Origin of the sequence: Pseudobacteroides cellulosolvens ATCC 35603 = DSM 2933 (genome assembly GCF_001262605.1) — a bacterium.
Lineage (GTDB): Bacteria > Bacillota > Clostridia > Acetivibrionales > DSM-2933 > Pseudobacteroides > Pseudobacteroides cellulosolvens.
The window spans coordinates 2,951,920-2,977,098 of sequence record NZ_LGTC01000001.1 but is presented as its reverse complement, the minus strand read 5'-3'; the positions used below and the strand labels follow the sequence as shown (position 1 = coordinate 2,977,098).

The following is a 25,179-nucleotide window of genomic DNA, read 5'->3' as shown; positions in this document are numbered from 1 at the left end:
GTCACTAAATAAGGGTTACCATTCTGGCAGTGAGCATTGTGTTTGAATATAAAGTTAATTTCTTTGATTTGGAAAGTTTATCTATGACAGTTCGTCATTTATCTATTGGTATTCTACTATAAAATAATTAAGAATATAACATTTATTGTCGATAAAAATAAATATTGCTATTCTTAATAGTATTCTATTATTGGAGGTTAAAAATGTGAGATATTTGTAATTACCTCAATCCAAAATAGTAAGGTATATCTATTTATGCAACTACTCTTTACCACTTTTTAGTCTATATCAAAGTATTTGTATATTGAGAAACAAATTGGATTTGTATTTTGTATTTAAAACTTGATAGTAATTCTTAAATATTATATTGACTTAGAAGGAGGTAGTAAAATGCATTTAAAACTATTTAAAAAAGTACTATTTTTAGGTATATCAGTGTGTTGGATTATTCTGGCGTTAAATGGTACAATGCTTACAGTAGTTGCTAAAGAGGATATTTCCTCTAAAGTAATATTTATTGATTCATCTGTTAAGGACTATGATCTTGTTAAAACATCAATTAAACAATTTACTGAGGTTATTGTTATTGACTCGAAACAGGATGGTTTAAAACAAATCAGTAAATATGTCTCCGAACGAAAAAACATTGAAATTATTCATATAATTTCACATGGTGCAAGTGGGAAATTAATTTTCGGAAATGGCATGCTGTCTATTGAAAATATGGATGAGTATAACCCCGAATTACAGCTTATAAAGAATGAACTTGATGGAAAAGGAAAGATATTTCTTTATGGTTGTGATATTGCAAAAGGTGAAAAAGGAAAAGAGTTTATAAAAAAACTTGCTGATACAACTGGAGCAATTGTTGCAGCATCCGACGATGCTACAGGATCAGATAAGCTGGGCGGAGACTGGAATTTGGAAGTGACAACTGGAAAAGTGAATAATGCTGGTATTTTAGAAATTAAAAAATATTCATGGCTTTTGGCTACTACATATACTTTTCAAGACTTTTATATTGATCAGGGGGAGGTACTTTCTGTTACCGGCACATATAATGACTTAACTGTTTCTGCATATGATTATGATCCAGATTATCCTATGCCTGTTGCTAGCTGGGGTGATGGTTTCTTATGGGTATCAGGCTGTGGGTGGGGTTCTGGCGGATCAGTTCATAAACTTGAAATCAGAAAAACGGATAACTCTGAATTTACACCAACTTCTGTTGATGTTAAGTTTAGTACATATCAGATAGGCCCTGGGCAACCCTATTATACAGATACCTTTAGAGTTACAGGTTATAATGCACAGGGGCTGATCACAACTAAAACCTATGAAAATGTCACAACCCTAAGCAATATCAATGTTGATTTTAGCGGGTTTGCAAACATTACTAAACTTGAGTTCAGTTTGGATGCAAATGTCTTTGGAATAGCAAATCTTGTATTTGGCATGCCTAATAATGCACCTACAGTGACCGCAGGTGGAACAACTGCTTTTACAGAACAAACCCAAACTGCTGTGACAAATGCTATAAGCATTAATGACAATGATGGTGATGCCGATTGGAATAATGGAACACTTAAAGTGCAAATCACGGCCAACAACACTACTGCAGACACTTTGTCTCTTCCAACCAGTAACAGCGGAGGGATATGGCTGGATGTAACCACACTTATGTCCAATACCACCGTCATTGGAACTGCCAGTGCATCTTCAGTCAACAACGGGACAGCTTGGACCTTTTCCTTTAATGGATTAGCAACCAATGCCTTGGTTCAGAGTACTGCTAGGGCAATTCTTTTTAACAACAACAGTGATGCTCCAAGTACAAGCAGTCGTACGGTTACCTTCACAGCAACGGATAAAAATGGCAGCTCAACCTCTGCAACCAGAGCTATCAGTATAACAAGAGTTAATGATTCTCCTACCGGGCTTCCAACAATTTCAGGCACTGCAGCCCAAGGACAAACCCTCACCGCAAATATAGGAGCAATTTCCGATGTGGACGGATTGAGTGCGTTTGGTTATAAATGGCAGGTTTCAAATGACGGCTCTTCAGGTTGGACAGATATAGTTTCAGCAACTACCAGTACCTATACATTGGCTGTGGGACAAGCTGGAAAATATGTTAGAGTCCAAGTTAGTTATACAGATTTATGCGGAACACCAGAAACATTATCCAGCTCGGCTACAGTTCAAGTTTCTCCATTGGGAGCACAGACAGCCTCAGCCGCGGCAAGTAGCTTGGTACCTGGTGTAGGCTCGGCAAATAACATTACTTTAACGGTAAAGAATTCTCTAGGGAACACAGACACAAATTTTAGCGGTGCAAAGAATGTTATAATATCAGGAGTTGTTGCTGCACCCGATTTATCATACGGAAGTTTTAATGGTAGTGTACTGGATGAATCTTCAGCAGGAGCAGGACAGACTATATCTGTAACATTTAATAATGGGGTTGCAGTACCAAATCTTGTACTTAATAAATCATCACTTCAGACAATATCTTTTAATATTGCAACAGTTGCTACACCGGATACAAATACAATTGGCATCACACCGGTTGCAGATGCAGTTACAAGCATAGTCATATCAACGCAGCCTGTGCTGGGAACAGCCAGCGGTGATGCCTTTACAACCCAACCCATAGTGACACTAAAGGACCAGTATGGCAATACATGTGCCAATGGACCTTCCTCATCTGCCAATGTAGTAGCCTCTGCCAAAAATGGAACAGGAACATGGACCATCGGAGGAACGACTACAAAAGCTGCTGTGACTGGAGTAGCCACATTCACAGATTTGACAGCGAGCTTTGTAATCCCTGGGAATGGAGCAATAACATTTACCTCAGGCAGTATAGATGGAGACAGCAATAGTTTTACTATTCCCAATAAAGCAGCTATAGAGATTGCAGATGATGTAACAAATAATAGCGTGGATAACGATATACAAATCACATTTAATTCTGACATAGACTTTGAGGGAGCCATCACTGAAGTAAAATTCAATGGTACTTCCTTAACTGCCGCAACAGATTATGTTATTGAAAACGGTAAATTAACATTAAAACCAAGCGGAGGAAACCCAGCGTTAACAACGCCTGCAACAGGTAATGTTGTAATAATTGCCACGGGATATGATGACTCCATAGTATCCCAGACGATTACTGCAGGAGCAGTAGCAAGCATAATTATATCAACGCAGCCTGTGCTGGGAACAGCCAGCGGTGATGCCTTTACAACCCAACCTATAGTAATACTAAAGGACAAGTACGGCAACACATGTGCCAATGGACCTTCCTCATCTGCCAATGTAGTAGCTTCTGCCAAAAATGGAACGGGAACATGGACCATCGGAGGAACGACTACAAAAGCTGCTGTGGCTGGAGTAGCCACATTCACAGATTTGACAGCGAGCCTTGTAAGCCCTGGGAATGGAGCAATAACATTTACCTCAGGCAGTATAGATGGAGACAGCAATAGTTTTACTATTCCCAATAAAGCAGCTATAGAGATTGCAGATGATGTAACAAATAATAGCGTGGATAACGATATACAAATCACATTTAATTCTGACATGGACTTTGAGGGGGCCATCACTGAAGTAAAATTCAATGGTACTTCCTTAACTGCCGCAACAGATTATGTTATTGAAAACGGTAAATTAACATTAAAACCAAGCGGAGGAAACCCAGCGTTAACAACGCCTGCAACAGGTAATGTTGTAATAATTGCCACAGGATATGATGACTCCATAGTTTCTCAGACGATTACTGCAGGAGCAGTAGCAAGCATAGTTATATCAACGCAGCCTGTGCTGGGAACAGCCAGCGGTGATGCCTTTACAACCCAACCCATAGTGATACTAAAAGACCAGTACGGCAACACATGTGCCAATGGACCTTCCTCATCTGCCAATGTAGTAGCCTCTGCCAAAAATGGAACAGGAACATGGACCATCGGAGGAACGACTACAAAAGCCGCTGTGGCTGGAGTAACCACATTCACAGATTTGACAGCGAGCCTTGTAATCCCTGGGAATGGAGCAATAACATTTACCTCAGGCAGTATAGATGGAGACAGCAATAGTTTTACTATTCCCAATAAAGCAGCTATAGAGATTGCAGATGATGTAACAAATAATAGCGTGGATAACGATATAGAAATCACATTTAATTCTGACATAGACTTTGAGGGGGCCATCACTGAAGTAAAATTCAATGGTACTTCCTTAACTGCCGCAACAGATTATGTTATTGAAAACGGTAAATTAACATTAAAACCAAGCGGAGGAAACCCAGCGTTAACAACGCCTGCAACAGGTAATGTTGTAATAATTGCCACAGGATATGATGACTCCATAGTATTCCAGACGATTACTGCAGGAGCAGTAGCAAGCATAGTCATATCAACGCAGCCTGTGCTGGGAACAGCCAGCGGTGATGCCTTTACAACCCAACCCATAGTGATACTAAAAGACCAGTACGGCAACACATGTGCCAATGGACCGTCCTCATCTGCCAATGTAGTAGTCTCTGCCAAAAATGGAACGGGAACATGGACCATCGGAGGAACGACTACAAAAGCTGCTGTGGCTGGAGTAGCCACATTCACAGATTTGACAGCGAGCCTTGTAAGCCCTGGGAATGGAGCAATAACATTTACCTCAGGCAGTGTAGATGAAGACAGCAATATTTTTACTATTCCCAATAAAGCAGCTATAGAGATTGCAGATGATGTAACAAATAATAGCGTGGATAACGATATACAAATCACATTTAATTCTGACATAGACTTTGAGGGGGCCATCACTGAAGTAAAATTCAATGGTACTTCCTTAACTGCCGCAACAGATTATGTTATTGAAAACGGTAAATTAACATTAAAACCAAGCGGAGGAAACCCAGCGTTAACAACGCCTGCAACAGGTAATGTTGTAATAATTGCCACGGGATATGATGACTCCATAGTATCCCAGACGATTACTGCAGGAGCAGTAGCAAGCATAATTATATCAATGCAGCCTGTGCTGGGAACAGCCAGCGGTGATGCCTTTACAACCCAACCTATAGTAATACTAAAGGACAAGTACGGCAACACATGTGCCAATGGACCGTCCTCATCTGCCAATGTAGTAGCTTCTGCCAAAAATGGAACGGGAACATGGACCATCGGAGGAACGACTACAAAAGCTGCTGTGGCTGGAGTAGCCACATTCACAGATTTGACAGCGAGCCTTGTAAGCCCTGGGAATGGAGCAATAACATTTACCTCAGGCAGTATAGATGGAGACAGCAATAGTTTTACTATTCCCAATAAAGCAGCTATAGAGATTGCAGATGATGTAACAAATAATAGCGTGGATAACGATATACAAATCACATTTAATTCTGACATGGACTTTGAGGGGGCCATCACTGAAGTAAAATTCAATGGTACTTCCTTAACTGCCGCAACAGATTATGTTATTGAAAACGGTAAATTAACATTAAAACCAAGCGGAGGAAACCCAGCGTTAACAACGCCTGCAACAGGTAATGTTGTAATAATTGCCACAGGATATGATGACTCCATAGTTTCTCAGACGATTACTGCAGGAGCAGTAGCAAGCATAGTTATATCAACGCAGCCTGTGCTGGGAACAGCCAGCGGTGATGCCTTTACAACCCAACCCATAGTGATACTAAAAGACCAGTACGGCAACACATGTGCCAATGGACCTTCCTCATCTGCCAATGTAGTAGCCTCTGCCAAAAATGGAACAGGAACATGGACCATCGGAGGAACGACTACAAAAGCCGCTGTGGCTGGAGTAACCACATTCACAGATTTGACAGCGAGCCTTGTAATCCCTGGGAATGGAGCAATAACATTTACCTCAGGCAGTATAGATGGAGACAGCAATAGTTTTACTATTCCCAATAAAGCAGCTATAGAGATTGCAGATGATGTAACAAATAATAGCGTGGATAACGATATAGAAATCACATTTAATTCTGACATAGACTTTGAGGGGGCCATCACTGAAGTAAAATTCAATGGTACTTCCTTAACTGCCGCAACAGATTATGTTATTGAAAACGGTAAATTAACATTAAAACCAAGCGGAGGAAACCCAGCGTTAACAACGCCTGCAACAGGTAATGTTGTAATAATTGCCACAGGATATGATGACTCCATAGTATTCCAGACGATTACTGCAGGAGCAGTAGCAAGCATAGTCATATCAACGCAGCCTGTGCTGGGAACAGCCAGCGGTGATGCCTTTACAACCCAACCCATAGTGATACTAAAAGACCAGTACGGCAACACATGTGCCAATGGACCGTCCTCATCTGCCAATGTAGTAGCCTCTGCCAAAAATGGAACAGGAACATGGACCATCGGAGGAACGACTACAAAAGCTGCTGTGGCTGGAGTAGCGACATTCACAGATTTAACAGCACGCTTTGTAATCCCTGGGAATGGAGGTATTACTTTTACAAGTACTGTGGCAGTTGATAGTAATGATTTTGATATTCCGCTGAATACTTCCAAGGTACTTACAGCAGATACAACAGACAATGATGTTGATCATGACTTAGTCATTGAATTTACTCCTGATATAGATTTTGAAGGAGCCATAACAGCTATTAAGTACAATAATATTACGCTTTCATTTAATACCGATTATGAGATAGGCAGTGGAATAATCACCCTCAAACCGGCTGGAGGTAATTCAGCATTAACAAAAGCCTCAACCAGTAATGTTGTTATTATTGCAACAGGTTATAATGATTCAAGTGTTTCTCAAACCATTAAACATGGCACTCTTGCAAAGATGATTTTAACGCAAGACATAAAATCACCCAATTCTAATAAAAGTAAATTTGCACAACAGCCAGTTATTACTTTAGCTGATGTATATGGCAATACTGTTTTAACAGACAGCTCAACTGAAGTTACCGCATCCAAAAAGGACTCAGGAAGCTGGGCCCTTAAGGGAACAGTTACCATAAAAGCTATAAATGGCATTGTAAGTTACAGCGATTTGGAAGGAGACAACTCCTCATATATATCAAATGCACAAATAGCGTTTAATGCAGACACACTAACAGAGGTTACAAGTATATCTGTGAGCCTGCCTGCACCTTATATTGCTCCAGTAACAACATCTACACCAACGCCAACACCTACACCAACGCCAACACCTACACCTTCTCCTAAAGTGCAGGATAAGCTTTCAGATATAAGCATAACTGGAGACTCTCTTCCTGATAATGAACAGGTAACCAGTGACAAGCTTAAGAATATAAAAGTTGGCATTTTGGTAGATGGTAACAAAAAAGAAGATACTGCAAAAGCAAATGTTGAACTGGTTAATGATAAAGTTGTTGTAACAGTTGTAGTTGACAAGGAAGTTGCTATGGATAAATTAAAAGAGGCTGAAAAAACTATTACCATTCCTGCAAAAGGAAACCTCGACACGTTTGTGGGGCAGTTGGATGGTGATATGATAAAAACCGTAGAAGAAAAATCTGCCATAGTAGAAATAAAAACGGATACAGCTTCATACTCAATACCTGCAACGGAAATAAAAATAGATAAAATAGCTGACAAACTAGGTGAAAATGTCCAATTAAAAAATGTAGCTGTAAAAATAAGAATAGAAAAATCCAGTAAGGAAATAGTCAAAGTTGTAGAAAATTCAGCTAAAAGCACCGGATTTTCTATCGTGGCACCGCCTATCGACTTTAGTGTAGCAATAAGCCATGGAGACAAGAAAGTTGAACTGGATAGGTTTGATAATTATATTGAAAGAACTGTAGTAATACCTGATGGCGTTGATCCAGGCAAGATAACTACAGGTATTATTACCGATCAAGACGGAAAATTCCGTCATGTACCAACCAAGGTTATTGTTATTGATGGCAAGTATTATGCAAAAATCAATAGTCTTACTAACAGTACATATTCAGTTGTCTGGCACCCTATGGAGTTTAAGGATGTGGTATCCCATTGGGCAAAGTCGGCAATTAATGATATGGGCTCAAGAATGGTGGTATCTGGCATAGGAAATGACTTGTATGAACCGGATAAAGATATTACCAGAGCTGAATTCGCAGCAATAATTGTAAGAGGATTGGGGTTAAAACCTGGAATTGGTAAAAATCCATTTACAGACATAAATACCTCAGACTGGCATTATGAATTCGTTCAAACTGCATATGAGTATGGAATTATATCAGGTTATGGTAATGGCAGCTTTGGACCTTTAGATAAGATAACCCGTGAACAAGCTATGGCTATGATTTCAAGAGCAATGAAAATAACTGGTCTTAAAGTAGAGTTGATTTCTGGTGAATCTAAAAAACTCTTATCACCTTTCTCAGATTCAAGCCAAGCTGATCTGTGGGCAATTGATAAAATAGCTGCATGTATAAAAACTGGTATTGTATCGGGCAGATCCATTAACAGTCTTGCTCCAAAGGATAAAATAACCAAAGCTGAAGTTGCGGTATTAGTGAAGCTTCTTTTACAAAAGTCCAACTTAATCTAAATTCTGTGTAACTATACTATATGTTTTGCAATAATTATTTTACATTTTAGATTCAATGTCTTATTAGAGGATATGATTTATCTTATAAAGTATTTCAAAATAATTGGCTGATCTGAAAATATATCCAAGATCAGCCAATTGTGATTACATCCTAATTTCCGTAACTATCCGGAGTTGCATTAAAGTGTTTTGCAATTATCACCATATCCATGATATTAATACTATTGTCCATATTTACATCCGATGCGGGATTATAAATTTGGTCTCCCTTTACAGAATTAAATGCCTTGGCAATTTCTATAACATCAGATATGTTGAGTGCATTATCCTGCAGGATATCTCCTCCCCACATACCTATTGGGCTGGACTCCGTGGAGATAACAGTATCACCTGATATAATTAAATTATTAATTTCTCTTAATATATAATTTGGTTTGCTTATTTTAATTTTATATCCCTCAGTATTCTTAGAAAGATTTTTTATTTCAAAATAACCTTTGGAATCAGTGGATGCCGATAATTCCTTGCCTATAACCTCTACCTTGAAGCCTGCCTTTATATCTTCAAAGTTTGATGCAAAATCAGGCCTTATATATCCCGATAACTTGTATCCTCCATTTTCAGGCTTGAATACAGCTTTTACTTCCGTATTTCCCTCAGGATCAAAGGTTATGGTGTCGGAAGTATTTATCACTCCGTTTATCCCTTCCCAGTGATCAAATTTGTAGCCTGTTTCAGGAATAGCTTTCAGTGTTACAGGAACGCCCTTGAAGTAAACGCCTGTCCAGTTCCCTGGATCAATAACTCCAGGAGTTGTGGATTTAATGTCAATAGAGTTAATCCTTACATATCCTTCGGCTGTATTGGTTTTCAAGTTTATATCAGCTGTTTCTGTTACGCCTATATCCTTAAATTTATTTATAATGTGTGATCTTACATAGGAAGGCCTGTTATTTGCAAAATTCCTGACGGCTTGAATATTCATATCCCATGTCAGTTCGCTTGGGTATGTAGTTTTTGCATTAAGTCTTCTCCACCTATCGCCGTTCTCTTGGATTGCATCTTCAATCCCTGCTTTAAATTTATCAATTTCATCGTTTACCCTTGCAGGCTGAAAGGATGTATTGATTTGATCTGCATAGCTATTTATAAACTGATTTCTGAATTCTGAATTATTCAACAAGGTTTTTAGAAGGAATACTGCCCATGGTTCGTTGGCGTATTCAAAAGTGCCCACCTCAGGAACATCACCTGTAGCAAAAGCCAGGGAATCAAATGCATAGCTTTTCATTTGAAATAATCCAAAACCAAAATCAGTATCTCTAAGAAGCCACCTCCACCTTCCATCCTGCCCGTATGGAGCCTCGGGATGATATTTGCCATCATCTGTCTTGTATCTCCATACCGATAGATTGTTTCCGGGCCAATCAACGTTTCCGTAGTAAATTTCGGCTACATTGTAATTAATAAAGTTATCTATATCCATCTTTGTTTTAATATTTTCATAAGTAGCCTTATCTGTTATGGAATTGGTCTTAAGGTATTCAATTATATCCCTTTGATATGCTTTTTCATCTCCCGGTTCACCTTCCTGAACAGAAGGGTAGTTCCATACATCAAGAATTACTGCCTTGTCTTTATCTAGATTATAATGGGACTTTAAATATTCGCTGTCATAACGTTCTCTGATATTGTATAATCCCCAGTACTCTCCATCAAGAAAAACTACGGAAGGTCTGTATGCAAGGGTATCAAGATTAAGATGTGAAACAAGTCCTTGCATCAAAGCGTCTCTAAACATAACTCCCGTCCAGCCGTTATCATTACCGCCATTTCTTAAAACAAGGCGGCTGAAGTTATCCAGCTTCTTTCCTGTTGCTTTTTTTGTAAGGCCTGGGAATACTTCGTATTTATACTTGTTGGTATCGTCATAACCGTGGTCTGCATAAAGCCTGAAAGGTTTTTGGGGAACTTTTCTGCTGTATCCTCCATTTATTCTTAACCCGCTGTTTTGTGAAAATGCAAGGGTTCCGTCACTTTCAAAGAACTCAACATGTACGGGTCTCTCCCATTCGTCACCTTTATTTTCAAAATTTTCATTTACATACAGGCCTTTTTCTTCGTCAAATAAATTTGCCGGGTCGGTAACAAGAGATATGACAGGTATCTTATATCTGGTCATCATATCTTTATCCACAAAATATGAATTTGTAATTATCTTGCTTTTTGAGCCGTCTTCCCTGACAGCAACAGCCTTTATAGGTGTACACTTAAAAAGCTCACCAGCAGGTTCTTCCCACTTACTCCATTCATCATTTGATATATTTGTTATCATTGAATAAACATTTGGATCTCCAACACGGCTCTTTATATTTATAGCTTCCTTATACTCAAAAGTGTCTTCAGCTCCTGGTACCGGATCAGAGCCATCCTTTGTGTAATAGATTTTTACTCCTGCTTCATCGGTAGTAAGCTTGAGCAAAAATTCGGAGGTATAAAAGCCACCCTGATGGGAAAACACAGGTGACTTTACGTTTGTTGTCTCAGCTGAGTATATATTGGCACTGAGAGGCGTTGATTTGGAGAATACTGCCCATTCGCTTATGCCATCTGTCTTTCGCCCATAAGACTCATCATCTTTTAATGAGGTCGCTGCAGCAGTATCAATAAGCGTTCCGTCAGCGTTTTTCAAGGTTATGGTTTCACCCGAAGCACTTATTTTAAAGTTTGAGTGCAGCTGTCCGTTTTTTGCAACTTTATTCTTATCAGATGCCCAAACAACCAAGAATCCTTTTGCAGGAACAATTCCTCGTGGAAATATCCATGTTTCTGAAGAATCGGATAAGGTATACCCGGTCAGGTCAATTGCCTTAGAACCTGAGTTGTAAATCTCAATCCAATCTGAATAGGCACCTCCCAAACTGCCGTAATCGGGATCATCCACATCTCCATCTCTAATAGTATTGGTATTGCCTGCCATTATCTCGTTAATAAAAAGCACATGTTCAGCTGCATTTACATTAACAGCACCAGGCAGCGGCATACCTGATGTCACTAAAGCAGCAGTCAATAGACCAGTTAACATCTTTTTCATTTTCTAACCCCCCCTAAATTTTTCTCTAATTGTAAAATGTTTATTTAAATGTGATAATTGTAATCAACTTATATTAAAAGTGTTAATAATCTTACATTTGCTAATGTAAAATCTTTTTCGCAACATATTTAGGTTAATTATTTAAAAGAAGCATTGAATATAGCATTGAATATAGCATAAAAACCACAGCTTTTTTTGAAAAGAAATTTGCAGCGAATAATGAAATATACTTATATTTATTATATATTTAAACAGCATTAGCCTGCAATATAAAAATAGGAATAACTTTTACAGAAGGTATGGGTCTATAAATTTTTTATAAATTTTAAAAATTCATAAAAAAATACTATGTAGTAAAGGGAAAATTATAGTAAACTATAATTAGGGATTTTATCTTGTATTTTATAAAAATGCTTTTAGGAGGTGGATAAAAAGTTAACTAATTAAATATTGGGCAGTTTGCAAGGTTACTTTTTTTGTTGGTTAGCTTAACGTTAACCTAAAAAATACATTTGTATGTTTATGTCTGAGGAATGGACTGTTGTAAATCGATAATTAGCACATCATATTGTATACAATTTATAAGATTAAGCACAGCCAATTTCTCACGACAACAATAAGATTACAAAATCATTTGGTGATTTTGTATCAGAGAGAATAAAAAAAATAGGGGATAAATTATGAGGAAAAAACTTATTTCGCTGATTTGTGTTGTTACATTGTTGATAAGCATGTTCAATGTGTTTACATCTAATGCGGCAAGTCCGGTAAAAGGGTTTTCGGTATCCGGTACAAAACTTTTAGATGCAAATGGAAATCAGTTTATAATGAGGGGAATAAATCATTCCCATACCTGGTATAAAAGCGATTCTGCAGTTGCTATTCCGGCGATGGCTAAAGCTGGTGCCAACACAGTAAGAATAGTTCTTTCCAACGGTGTACAATGGACAGAAGATTCTGCTGCTTCTGTAAAGAGCGTTATAGAACAGTGTGAGCAAAACAGGATGATTGCAGTATTGGAAGTGCATGATGCTACAGGTATGAATGAGCAATCAGCATTACTTGCGGCAGCAAATTACTTTGTAAAGATCAAAGATGCTTTGATCGGTAAGGAAGACAGGGTAATAATCAATATTGCCAATGAGTGGATGGGTGACTGGAACAGTGCAAACTGGACAACAGGCTATAAAGCAGCCATACCCATCATAAGAAATGCAGGTTTGAAGCATACAATATTATGTGATGCAGGCGGATGGGGACAGTATGGTCAGTCGGTTAAGGATGGCGGAAAGGCTGTGTTTGATTCCGATTCACTTAAGAATACTATGTTTGCTATACATATGTACGGAACAGCAGGTAAAGATGCGAATACAATTAAAACCAATATTGACGGAGTTATAAACCAGAATCTCTGCCTCATAATAGGTGAATTCGGATGGAATCACTCAGATGGAGATGTTGATGAAGCTACAATCATGAGCTACTGCCAGCAGAAAAATGTAGGGTGGCTAGCATGGTCATGGAAGGGAAACGGCGGCGGAGTTGAATACCTGGATATGGTAAAGGACTGGGCAGGAACAAGCCTTAATGATTGGGGCACCACAATAATTAACGGTACAAACGGTCTTAAGCAGACATCCAAGATTTGTTCAATATTTGGAAATGCAACTCCAATTCCATCCTCAAGTACAGAACCAAGCTCGACACCTATAGGGTCAGGTTTTGGCGGATATACTTGGTCCAAGCCTTCAGGTTACATGAATGGAACAAAATCAGTTACGGATAATGGTGATAATATGGTTGTTGAATTTGAAAATCTTAACAACAGCGACCGTGATGCAGGGGCTACTTCAACAGTCAACCAGGACTGGACTAAATATGAAGCAATTAATGTAACTGTCACCAACCCAGGTAACGCGGAAATACTTATTGGTATCGGTATAAAAACAGGGTCAGGTTATGTATGGCACGAATCACCTTCGTTTGCAGTACCGGCAGGCAAATCCAAAAGTGCAACCTTTAAGCTTCAGGAAGCAATCTGGAAGACAGAAAAAAGCGGTTGGGTTAATAATTCAGATATTACTGAATTGGACAAGGTTATGGGAGTGGATTTTAAAATATTCGCTAACTCACCGGTTACAGGTAAAGCCATATTTACAAAATTGAGCATTGGGGATGCAAGTTCCGGTTCATCATATAATCCTAACCCTACTCCAATTGCTGCATCAGGCAAGTTTAAAATAGTGGATGGACACCTTTTTGATGCAAACGGACAGCCTTTTGTTATGAGAGGTGTAAACCATGCACATACATGGTTTAAGAGTGATACGCAAGTTGCAATTCCTGCTATTGCTAAGGCTGGTGCTAACACTGTAAGAATAGTTCTTTCTAACGGAACAAAGGATAACTGGCAGAAGGATAGTCTGGAATCTCTTAAAAATATAATTTCATTATGTGAAGAGAACAAATTGATAGCTGTTCTTGAAGTTCATGATGCTTTAGGAGTTGACACAGTAGATCCGTTACTTAAAGCAGCAAACTACTTTGTTGAAATGAAGAGTGCTCTTATAGGTAAGGAAGACAGAGTCATAATCAATATAGCTAATGAATGGTTTGGTTCATGGGGAGGAGCTAATTGGGCTGAAGGCTATAAGAAAGCTATCCCGATTATCAGGAATGCAGGTTTGACTCATACCATAATGGTTGACTGTGCCGGCTGGGGGCAGTATCCACAATCCATACACGATTATGGTCAGGATGTTTTTGATGCTGATACATTAAAGAATACAATGTTTTCCATCCACTTCTATGAATATTCCGGTCCTAATGCAGCAACAGTTAAAAGCAATATCGATGGTGTTATAAATCAAGGCTTGGCTCTTAGCATAGGAGAATTCGGCTGGAAACATACAGACGGCAAGGATGTTGATGAAGCTACAATCATGAGCTACTGTAAAGAAAAGAATGTAGGTTGGCTGGCATGGTCATGGAAGGGAAACGGAGGAGGAGTTGAGTTCCTGGATCTGACCACAGATTGGGCTGGAAATTCACTTACTGATTGGGGTAAGACGGTTGTTACAGGACCTAACGGACTTAAGGAAACATCAAAAATATGTTCTGTATTTTCAGGTGTTTCTCCTACAATACCTAGCTATATGCCAGAGGATGTCAACAGGGATAAGGCTGTCAATATAGCTGATGTTGTAGAAATAGCCAAGAGATTTGGAAAAGTTAATGGAGATCCTGGATATGATACTAGATATGATCTGACAAATGATAACTCCATAAACATGGCTGATGTTATAAAGATAGGGCTGAAGTTTGGTCAAACCTATTAATAGATTTTGTAAATCGTACGATTTATCTATAGGAAAATAAAAATGGGAGGACTAATTTATGAGGAGAAAACTTATCTCACTGTTTTGTATAGTTGCTTTGTTGGTGAGCACTATGCAGGTATTTATCTCTAGTGCAGCCAGCCCGGTAAAAGGCTTTTCGGTATCGGGAACAAAGCTTTTGGATGCAAACGGTAATGAGTTTATCATGAAGGGAGTAAATCATGCTCATACTTGGTATAAAAATGATACAGCAGTAGCAATTCCTGCAATAGCTAAAGCTGGAGCCAACACTGTGAGAATAGTTCTTTCAAATGGTGTGCAATGGACGGAAGACTCTGCTGATTCTGTGAAAAATTTAATATCTTTATGCGAGCAGAATAAATTAATAGCAATAATGGAAGTACATGATGCAACAGGTAAGAATGAGCAGTCGGCTTTGCTTGCTGCAGCAAACTACTTTGTAAAGATAAAGGACGCATTGATTGGTAAGGAAAATACTGTTATTATAAACATTGCCAATGAGTGGATGGGTGATTGGAACAGTGCAAACTGGGCTACCGGCTATAAAGCTGCTATACCCATAATAAGGAATGCAGGCTTAAAGCATACTATATTGTGTGACGCAGGCGGCTGGGGTCAGTATGGACAATCCATCAAAGATGGCGGTAAAGGCGTGTTTGATTCAGATCCTCTCAAGAATACAATGTTTGCAATACATATGTACGGAACAGCGGGTAAGGATGCAACGACTATTAAAACTAATATTGATGGAGTAATTAACCAGAATCTTTGCTTGATTATCGGAGAATTCGGATGGGATCATTCGGATGGAAATGTTGATGAAGCTACAATAATGAGCTACTGCCAACAGAAAAATGTAGGCTGGCTGGCATGGTCGTGGAAGGGAAACGGCGGCGGAGTTGAATATCTTGATATGTGTAAGGACTGGGCAGGAACAAGCCTAAACGATTGGGGTAACACAATAATTAATGGCACAAACGGCCTTAAGAAGACTTCCAAGGTTTGTTCAGTATTTTCTGGGAGTCCCTCAACACCGACACCAACAAAGATAAGTCCTACACCGACAAAACCAACCTCTTCAGGCTGGGTGGAAGATGTTAACCAAGATGGTACGGTTAATATGTCCGATGTTATTATGTTGGCAAAGAGTTTTGGAAAAGTAAGCGGTGAAAGCGGGTTTGACCCTAAATGTGACTTGAACAAAGACAATTCAGTTAATATGGCTGATGTTGTTTTGATAGGTATTAAATTTGGTAAGACTTATTAATGTTTGTTTAGTATAGGATTTATAGATCAGGACTGTCTCTTTAGATGGTCCTTTTTTTGTGCTCTTGGGAAATTACGGTAGTTTTAATACCTAGCTCTTACCAGTAAGTAGACTATGATACCCAATTTCGACAAAAAGTAAACAATTTTTCAAGAAATTTAATAATTAAAATTTTCCTAAATTATATTGACTTGGATAATAGGAGTGATACAATATAATGCGTTGGTATTAAAATCATATACAAAATATTGTGATTAATAGGAGGTAATACTATGAATTTAACTGACAATGCCATCAAAGTTCTTGAAAAACGGTATCTCGTTAAAGATGAGAATGGCAGCGTAATGGAAAAACCTGATGCAATGTTCAGGCGTGTAGCGAAAGCTGTAGCACAAGCTGATGTGCAATATACTTCACCGGACGAGCTGCAGAATATTGAACAGGAATTTTATGAGTTGATGGCAAATCTCGAGTTTCTACCAAATTCACCAACACTGATGAATGCAGGAAGACCTCTTGGGCAGTTAAGTGCTTGTTTTGTTTTACCTATTGAAGATACAATGGAAGGCATTTTTGAGAGCATTAAAAATGCGGCACTAATACATAAGAGCGGCGGAGGTACAGGCTTTAGCTTCTCCAGGCTAAGACCAAAAGGTGCTTCGGTCAATACAACAGGCGGAGTTGCAAGCGGTCCTGTAAGCTTCATGAAAGTGTTTAATGCAGCTACTGAAGCGGTAAAGCAGGGTGGAACCAGACGAGGTGCCAATATGGGCATATTAAGGGTTGATCATCCTGATATTGTTGATTTTATAACTTCAAAAAGAGATAATGCAGATATAACAAACTTTAATATAAGTGTTGCTGTTACGGAAGAATTTATGAAGGCTGTTGATGAAGGCAGAGATTATGACTTGATTGACCCTCACAACGGCTTGCCGGTTGGAAAGCAAAATGCGAGGGCAGTATTTGATCTTATGGTAGATATGTCATGGACAAATGGTGAACCAGGAATAGTTTTTATAGATAGATTAAATAAGGATAACGTGACCCCTGAAATCGGGCAGATTGAGAGCACAAATCCTTGCGGAGAGCAGCCGCTTTTACCATACGAAGCTTGCAACCTTGGCTCCATTAACCTGAGCCTTATGGTTAAGAAAGCTGGAAACAAGGCGGATGTGGATTTTGAAAAACTTGGAAGGACTGTAAGAAAAGCAGTTCACTTTTTGGACAATGTTATTGATGTAAATAAATATCCTTTACCTGAAATAGATGAAATGACAAGGGGTACAAGAAAAATAGGGCTTGGAGTTATGGGATGGGCTGATTTGCTTTGCAAGCTAAATATTCCATACAATTCCCAGAAGGCTTGTACATTGGCTGAAAGAGTAATGGGTTTTATCCAGGAGGAATCGAAAAAAGCATCAATGGAACTGGCAGAAAAGAAAGGTGTTTTCCCATTATTTGATAAAAGTATTTACCGTGAAAAGGGAATACGTCTTAGAAACGCAACAACTACAACAATAGCTCCGACTGGAACCTTAAGCATAATTGCGGGAGTTTCCAGCGGAATAGAGCCGTTGTTTGCAATATCATATATAAGAAATGTAATGGATAATGATGAACTTTTGGAAGTTAATCCGCTATTTAAACAGATTGCAACTATTGATGGATTTTATTCCGAAGATCTTATGAGAAGAATTGCAAGGAAAGGTTCTATCAAGGATTTTCCTGAAATACCCAAGTCAATACAGAGTGTCTTTGTCACTTCACATGATATATCACCGGAATGGCATGTAAAAATGCAGGCAGTATTCCAAAAGTATACAGATAACGCTGTTTCAAAAACTGTTAATTTAAGGCATGAAGCAACAAAGGATGATGTTAAGGAAGTTTTTGAAATGGCTTATAGAACAGGCTGCAAAGGAGTAACACTGTACAGGGATGGAAGCAGGGATGCTCAAGTACTTAATATCGGTGGTGTAAATAAAGCTAATGCTAATGAAACACAGAAAATAGATAACAGTACAGCAGAAAATTCTCATATTGCCCCAAGACCTAGACCTGAAATAGCTACAGGTTTTACTGAAAAGGTCAGAATAGGCTGTGGAAACCTTTATATTACTGTAAATTATGACGAGCATGGCATATGCGAAGTGTTCACAAACACAGGACGTGCAGGCGGCTGTCCATCACAGTCTGAAGCAACAGCAAGGCTGGTGTCAATTGCACTACGCTCCGGTATAGACGCAAAGTCAATTGTTGAACAGCTAAAGGGCATAAGGTGTCCATCCACAATAAAGCAAAACGGCATAAAGGTTCTTTCATGTCCTGATGCTATTGGAAGACTTATAGAAAAGGTTGCAAAGATACAGAACGGTAAGGACAATTGTGATAATGAGCTTACCGCACCACCAGAGGATATAATTCCAAGGCCTATGGCTAAGGTTGAGGCAGTTTGCCATGCTTGCGTTGGTGGTGAGTCCGGCAGCGTTGGTTTAGATGCTGGTAAAACAAGTGCTGCTTGCCCTGAATGCGGACTTGCGGTTGAGCATGAAGGCGGATGTATGGTTTGCAGGAACTGCGGATTTTCAAAATGCGGTTGAGACCCATTATAGTGCTGCAATATAAATTATTCCTTGACGGGATAAAGTTACCTGTGTTATTATGGTAAACATTATGCCTAAAAAAATGTTGTTGTGTTAGAATGCACAAGGGATAAGTAAAGAATATTTGATTTTAATTATAAAAAAGGAGGATTAATATGTATCATCTAAAAAGTTATAATCTCGCACAAAAAAATATTTCAATTAAATTATCAGAGAAACTAAGTATAGTTATTAGTATACATGGGCTTAATCCTCTATTTGATAAATGCGATAAACGATTGTACCTGAATCAGATTTTATAAAGGATTTATAATAAAAGCATTAAAAGAGAGTGGTTAAGTCGGATATTAAGGATTTAGCCACTCTTTATTAATATTGATCTGTAAGGGGGACTAGAAATATATAGCTGTTGATGAGGAGAGTTAAAATGAATAGCATTTTAATAAATACCAAATATGGAAGTAATGCACGACCAGCTTGGACGATTAATAAAACAATTATACAAAATGCATTCAATGAAGTTATGACTGATGAAAATCTTATCTCCGTATTATAAAATGGTAAAGTTAAATTTATATAGGAGTAAAGGAAAATGAAACGAATAAACTGGATTATTCAAAGTAATCTAATTGACGATAAAACATTTGAAGAGCTAAAAAAGGCTGTAACGGCAGATAATGCATCATATCAGGAAGTATATGTTATACCTTTCTCAGATGGGTTGGATATTCAGTACAATTGCGATGTTATTAATATCTTTTATGGAACGACGACCCTTATTATGAACGCATCAAAGGTAGAAGAGTACTGTAATGGCATATTCTTTGATAATCAAAGGTTTCAGATGAAGAAATACCTGGATGAATGGGAAAATAGTATGTTAAACTGTGATGGTAAAGTTTTGACTATATCGGAATTTGTTAAAGAGAGACATAGTGATAATGAGGAATTCTTCATAAGACCCAATGATGATACCAAGCCTTTTAGTGGTTATGTGACTAACTTTACTGATTTTAAAGAGAAAGCAGCTTGGGCTGATGGTCAAGGGGCTGTTGCAATTACGATTTATAATCGTAGTACAACGCCCCATTTCTATAATGATAGTGAAATATTTTAACCAAAATATTATATTCTTTTTCTTTCTTTTGAAAAAAGAGTATAGCAAATAAAGCTTACTGATTTATGCTCTTTATTATAAACATTTTTATCTAAGCTGTTTTTAATGGATGTAAATAAGTAGAACATCGTTCTGACTGAATTTTGTTGTGCAGTTTGTTTACATTATGAGCTAAGCCAAGAAGAATACATTCTGCCAAGATATTCTTTTTCCCTTTACACAAAAAACGTCTGAATCCCATATCTTGTTTTATTTCTCCAAAAGCACCTTCAGACTGAATACTTCGGTTCATTCTGAGCTCTTTTCCCTCATCACTAAGGATTCTGGTTATCGCTGCCTCACGTTTTTGCTGAAATAGTTTTGAAACTTCAAGATGCTTGGTTCGTTCTTCCAATGGCTTTTTGCTGTTTCCCTTAATGCATTTTGATTTAATAGGGCATTGAGTGCAATCTTCACATGTATAACAGGTTTTCTCACTTCTATAGCCAGTCTTGCTTTTGCTGAATTTAATCCCTGTGGCTACAAGCTTTTTACCGCTGCTACATATATAAAAGTCGTTTTCTTTGTCATAGCTCATATTTTCCTTCCTACTGATATCAGTTTTATATTTCCGTGTCTTACTAATTTCATAATTGGAAGGTTTGATAAAAGCAAGCTGACCGTTCTCATCGAGATAGACGTAGTTTTCCTCACTTTCATAGCCTGAGTCTGCAACTATATTTCTGTAAGTATACTTCAAACGACTCTTTATGCTGTCTAAAAATGGTATTAGCGTGGTTGTATCTGTAGGCTGTGGTCCAGCACTAATCCATACTATATATTCAGCATCTACCCCAAACTGAATGTTGTAGCCGGGTTTTAGTTGCCCATTCTTCATAGCATCTTCTTTCATCCTCATGAAGGTTGCATCAGGGTCTGTCTTTGAATAGCTATTTCTATCCCCCATAAGATGCAGATGCTTATTATATTTCTTGAGCCTTGATATGTATTCATCCAGCTGTTCAAATATTTTTTGGAGAGGAGATTTTCTTTTTCCTATACCAGAGACAAATTGAATATCTTCATCGTTTTTTATTTTGCAAAGTTTACGTCTGAGCTTTTTCAAATGGTGCATCTTGATTTCTTCACCATATAAAATCTTAAATCCAAAATTCTCTTCTGTTTGTTTTAAAAAAGTTGGGAGCTTATCCATCAGTTTTTTCTGATTCTTAGTGACAGAACCTTTCCAGACAAAAGTATATTTATTTGATGCAGCTTCAAGCTTTGTCCCATCAATAAATAGATTTTTCATTGAAATTTCTTTGTTTTCAGCAAGCATCTGCGTAAACTGTGCCAAAAGATTTTCTGAAACAGGTGCAAAATGAATACTTCTGAATCTTGCAATTGTTGTATAATCCGGAGCAGGCGAGCCTTCAAGAAGGTACATATAATTAATGTCCCGCTTGCAGGCTCTTTCGATTTTCCTTGTAGAATAATTACTATTCATATAAGCATATAGCATGATCTTCAGCATCTGTGTTGGGGTTGCTTGTTTTTTCCTTAAACGGGAATAAGTCTTATATAATTCTGATAAATTCATCTCCTCTACAATTTGACCCAGCAACCTTACAGAATCATCATTCGGAATCATACATTCAACATTTAACGGCAATTTTAATTGATAGAAACCACCGTGCGTAGTATAATCTTTATGTGTTAAATTTTTTACTAGCATAAAAATATTTTACACCTTTTGCCGGACTTTGAATAGTCTGGCAATTGTTTTTTGCAAGTAAAAAGGGCTCCTACACTAATTTCTTAGTGCAACAGCCCCCTTTGATACTAGTTTGTAAACCAAAACAAATTGAGAAGGAATGGAGAAATATAATTGTTAAGGGAAAGGTGGTTTCATCATCCAGATATAGTGTTTACGGGAAAAAGTCTGTTGATAGTGAAGATATCCCAGATGAAATGATTCAATTTGCCGAGGATTGTTGTAAAGTATATAACCCTCATGATGTGTTTGTTATGGATGTTGCCCTAAAAAGGGATAATTTCTACATAATTGAGTGTAATTGTTTTAATGACAGTGGTTTTTACGATCATGATATTGGAGAGATTGTAAAAAGTATAAATAATTATATGAGAGAAAGAAACTGAAGTGGAGTGAAACATTATGAATCTAAGTAGAATTGAATTTGCTAAAACTTCGCTAATTGGGTTATCTGTTGGAGATGCCTTTGGTGAAACATTTTTCGGTGAGGAAAAACAAATTCTTGATAGAATTACAAAACGTGAATTAAAGCCACCACTCTGGCATTTTACTGATGATACAGTAATGGGGATAGCAATATATAAAACTTTAGAGCAGTATGGTGAGATCCGTCAGGATAAGCTTGCAAAGCTTTTTGCTGATAACTATTCAAAGGATTGGCATCGTGGATATGGCGGGACAGCACATAGTATATTGCGGTCTATTGGCTCTGGCGAGAGTTGGCTGATTTCTTCCCGGAAAGCATTTGATGGAATGGGCTCCATGGGCAATGGTGCTGCAATGAGAGCTGCTCCTATAGGAGCTTACTTTTATGATGATATAAAAAAGATAAAGGAGCAAGCCAGATTTTCCGCCGAAGTTACCCACTTCAATGAGGAAGGTATTGCTGGAGCAATTGCTGTAGCTTTAGCAGCTGGCATTATTCTTGAGCATAAACTATTATTAAAAGAAATGAATGCTGCTGAGTTTATTGAGAAGATATTCTATGAGATGCCTGAAAGCGACACCAAGTATAGTATTCGTAAAGCACTTCAGGTTTCAAAAGATTCCAGTATCGATTTTGCTGTTTCAGTTTTAGGCAATGGCTCAAGGATTACAGCTCAGGATACGATTCCATTCGCCATATGGTGCATAGCTCATTTCAGAAACAACTATGAGGAAGCCTTATGGAAAACCGTTTCAGCATTAGGCGACAGGGATACAACTTGTGCAATTGTTGGTAGTGTTGTTGTATTAAATACAGAAGTTAAAGGTATACCGTCACTCTGGCTCAATACAACAGAGCCAATAGAAGAGTCATTATTCTATTAGATGAGCCGTTGCATAATTTGTTTGACTTCAAATGTGAGATATGTAGGCTATTATCAAATATTCATATATATGACTAATGGGAGCATAACTGTGAGATGCTCCCATTAGAACTAATACTTAAAATACCTGAAATTCATATATTCTAGCTACATTATCTGAATCGCCTTCATCTATATAAAGCCTTACGTATCTGGCATAGAAAGGATTTAACAATCTATCCGTAACTCCTTGTGTATTATTGGTTACCACATCCTTGTCATACCAGTTAACGCCGTCGTTACTTGCTTGGAATCTGAAATTTTTTGTTGTGTAGTTATAACCATTTCCGCTGCCTTTTTCATGTACTACCTTCCAGCGTGAAATATTGCATTGTTTACCCAAGTCCACAGTTAGCCAGGAGTTAAAGCCATATCCAAAACCTGTACACCATTTGTCATGTAAATCGTCTATTGTTCCATTTACTGCATTTGCCGGTGATTCATATGAAAGGTATTTGCTAGCAGTTGCGGGTTTTTTTAATGCATAATTTTCCGAATAGCAGTAAACTTCATATATGTATTTATTAATTTTTGCGGCAAGTTCGTCAACCATATCACAAAGTTGTTTGGATACCTTGTCATTACTTGGATAAGAAACATTTACATATTCCAAGCTTAAGAAGATTCTTTTTGTTTTGGGATCGTCATAGAATCTTAAAAAGAAGGTTATATCACCAGAAGTTGAGGCAGACCAGTTAGAACCACCTTTGTCCTTTGCATAAATAGAACCGTTTATTCCTACTTTAAATGAAGCAATAAATTTATTTAGGTCAAGAAAATCACAACTTGCATCCATATTTAAATAAATAGATAAACTGTCGAAGAATTGCTTGGTATAAGAATCAGTAAAACTTTTGTTATAACTCGTTGGCATATAATCGTTAATCGCTCTGTTAAGCTCTTTCGTGATTCTAGCCTTCCACCATGCATTATCTACTCTTTGTGGGCTTTCCAGGGGAGTATTAATTTTCTCGCCTTCTGGAAGCTTTATAATTTCACCTCTCTTTTCTTCTAATTTTGAAGTGATTTTGCTTCTTATCTCAGATTTGATCTTGGAATTGATATAGTCTTTAAGTCCTGGAACCAGGGTATAAGGTTCATTTACCAATGCATAAATATTGATATTGTAATTTTCTAATTGGAGGTAAAAATTATCGTTACTACTTACAAGGGCATAGTTTATTTCCAGATTGATGTGAGAATCCATGCTAGGGTTTAGTACACCATATTCGACAGAATGGACTTCAAAATCAATTAATATCTGCAAAATCCCTGTCTCAGGCAAAAAATGCACATATGAAAATGTAATATCATATCTTGCATTTGCATCGTCAAGACCTTTCTTTATACCGGCTATAGCCTCTTGCTTGATTTGTTCAAGTGGATCAGTTCCAAATTTTTTAACAAAACTATTAAATGTATATGGAACCATACCATCCGGTATACCGTTTTGAAAAGTAATTGAGCGATTTATTGATTTGGTATAATAAACTTCAATTTCAAAAAGCCAATTTCCATAAACCCTTATTTTGCTTGCAATTCTAGGATTAAAGTAATAAGCCTTGTATTTTGGGGTTTTTTCAATAGTACAGCTATTTAAGTCTATACCCGTCCATTGATTATTGTAATATGTCTCAACTCCTCTTAATACACCTGCACTATCAGTGGGAATATATGCTACAATTTTATTTATATAATAATTGTTGCCAAGGTCTATGTCTGCATACCCTGATGAAGAATCTACGGGATACCAAACATTATAGCTTACACCCTGAATACCACTGTTATTATAAGGTACAGTCGCGTTATCTCCCTTATATCCGTTTACAAGACAAGATGTATCATTGTTGTAAGAATCTACTGGCCAAGTTCCGTATTGTGAAATATAACTTCCACGTGAATAATATGCAACTGAACCTGATGAAGGACGATTTAATGCTATGTTCTGGCCTTCTGATGGCGTAATATAAGTGTCTGCAAATACTGTATTAGGTACAGATTGAAGTAAAAGCAGCATACCAAGAATAGCTGTTAAGACTTTTGATTTTAGAAATTTTTTCATAATTACCTCCCAAACCTTAAATAAA

General features: G+C 37.7%; 11 protein-coding genes. 8 read left to right on the top strand and 3 right to left on the bottom strand.

Annotated elements, in window-relative coordinates; translation table 11 throughout:
* The first annotated feature begins 390 nt into the window (after nt 1-390).
* Nucleotides 391-8,547 carry a hemoblobin-interacting domain-containing protein gene (locus tag Bccel_RS11965; RefSeq protein WP_050753407.1) on the top strand — a complete coding sequence of 2,719 codons (8,157 nt, stop codon included), beginning with the start codon at nt 391-393 and terminating at the stop codon, nt 8,545-8,547.
* Nucleotides 8,548-8,698: 151 nt separating this feature from the next.
* Here the strand turns inward: Bccel_RS11965 and Bccel_RS11960 are convergent, their stop codons facing one another.
* Nucleotides 8,699-11,641, bottom strand: a complete 2,943-nt coding sequence (locus Bccel_RS11960; RefSeq protein WP_050753406.1) for a CotH kinase family protein — start codon at nt 11,639-11,641, stop codon at nt 8,699-8,701.
* Between the two features lie 680 nt (nt 11,642-12,321).
* Between Bccel_RS11960 and Bccel_RS31455 the strand changes: the two genes are divergently transcribed.
* The 4 genes from Bccel_RS31455 to Bccel_RS11940 all read left to right on the top strand — a co-directional run bounded on the left by Bccel_RS31455 (nt 12,322) and on the right by Bccel_RS11940 (nt 19,990).
* Nucleotides 12,322-14,979 (top strand): cellulase family glycosylhydrolase, encoded by a 2,658-nt coding sequence (locus tag Bccel_RS31455; RefSeq protein WP_242853208.1) that lies wholly within the window; start codon nt 12,322-12,324, stop codon nt 14,977-14,979.
* Between the two features lie 58 nt (nt 14,980-15,037).
* Nucleotides 15,038-16,267: a cellulase family glycosylhydrolase gene (locus Bccel_RS11950; RefSeq protein WP_036945506.1), complete on the top strand. Its 1,230-nt coding sequence runs from the start codon at nt 15,038-15,040 to the stop codon at nt 16,265-16,267.
* Between the two features lie 272 nt (nt 16,268-16,539).
* Nucleotides 16,540-18,870, top strand: coding sequence for a vitamin B12-dependent ribonucleotide reductase (locus Bccel_RS11945; protein WP_036945509.1), 2,331 nt, complete (start codon nt 16,540-16,542; stop codon nt 18,868-18,870).
* Nucleotides 18,871-19,465: 595 nt separating this feature from the next.
* Nucleotides 19,466-19,990: a hypothetical protein gene (locus Bccel_RS11940; protein ID WP_036945511.1), complete on the top strand. Its 525-nt coding sequence runs from the start codon at nt 19,466-19,468 to the stop codon at nt 19,988-19,990.
* 91 nt (nt 19,991-20,081) lie between these two features.
* On the opposite strand, the gene Bccel_RS11935 is transcribed toward Bccel_RS11940, so the two are convergent.
* Complete coding sequence (locus Bccel_RS11935) at nt 20,082-21,704, bottom strand: IS1182 family transposase (protein WP_050753035.1); 1,623 nt, start codon at nt 21,702-21,704, stop codon at nt 20,082-20,084.
* Nucleotides 21,705-21,790: 86 nt separating this feature from the next.
* Here Bccel_RS11935 and Bccel_RS11930 point away from each other — a divergent pair, with 86 nt between their 5' ends.
* Genes Bccel_RS11930 through Bccel_RS32555 form a run of 3 tightly spaced genes read left to right on the top strand, consistent with a single transcriptional unit; the run spans nt 21,791 to nt 23,131 of the window.
* Nucleotides 21,791-22,129: an ATP-grasp domain-containing protein gene (locus Bccel_RS11930; RefSeq protein ID WP_276326166.1), complete on the top strand. Its 339-nt coding sequence runs from the start codon at nt 21,791-21,793 to the stop codon at nt 22,127-22,129.
* Nucleotides 22,130-22,145: 16 nt separating this feature from the next.
* A complete protein-coding gene (locus Bccel_RS11925; RefSeq protein ID WP_036944522.1) occupies nt 22,146-23,054 on the top strand; it encodes an ADP-ribosylglycohydrolase family protein in 909 nt (302 codons plus the stop codon).
* 8 nt (nt 23,055-23,062) lie between these two features.
* Nucleotides 23,063-23,131: a hypothetical protein gene (locus tag Bccel_RS32555; RefSeq protein WP_409372132.1), complete on the top strand. Its 69-nt coding sequence runs from the start codon at nt 23,063-23,065 to the stop codon at nt 23,129-23,131.
* A gap of 40 nt (nt 23,132-23,171) precedes the next feature.
* On the opposite strand, the gene Bccel_RS11920 is transcribed toward Bccel_RS32555, so the two are convergent.
* Nucleotides 23,172-25,154, bottom strand: coding sequence for a discoidin domain-containing protein (locus tag Bccel_RS11920; protein ID WP_036944520.1), 1,983 nt, complete (start codon nt 25,152-25,154; stop codon nt 23,172-23,174).
* Nucleotides 25,155-25,179 lie beyond the last annotated feature (25 nt).

Coding starts and splice junctions, on each gene's coding strand:
- Bccel_RS11965 (WP_050753407.1), top strand. CDS start 391: ATGCATTTAAAACTATTTAAAAAAGTACTATTTTTAGGTATATCAGTG.
- Bccel_RS11960 (WP_050753406.1), bottom strand. CDS start 11,641: ATGAAAAAGATGTTAACTGGTCTATTGACTGCTGCTTTAGTGACATCA.
- Bccel_RS31455 (WP_242853208.1), top strand. CDS start 12,322: ATGAGGAAAAAACTTATTTCGCTGATTTGTGTTGTTACATTGTTGATA.
- Bccel_RS11950 (WP_036945506.1), top strand. CDS start 15,038: ATGAGGAGAAAACTTATCTCACTGTTTTGTATAGTTGCTTTGTTGGTG.
- Bccel_RS11945 (WP_036945509.1), top strand. CDS start 16,540: ATGAATTTAACTGACAATGCCATCAAAGTTCTTGAAAAACGGTATCTC.
- Bccel_RS11940 (WP_036945511.1), top strand. CDS start 19,466: ATGAAACGAATAAACTGGATTATTCAAAGTAATCTAATTGACGATAAA.
- Bccel_RS11935 (WP_050753035.1), bottom strand. CDS start 21,704: ATGCTAGTAAAAAATTTAACACATAAAGATTATACTACGCACGGTGGT.
- Bccel_RS11925 (WP_036944522.1), top strand. CDS start 22,146: ATGAATCTAAGTAGAATTGAATTTGCTAAAACTTCGCTAATTGGGTTA.
- Bccel_RS11920 (WP_036944520.1), bottom strand. CDS start 25,154: ATGAAAAAATTTCTAAAATCAAAAGTCTTAACAGCTATTCTTGGTATG.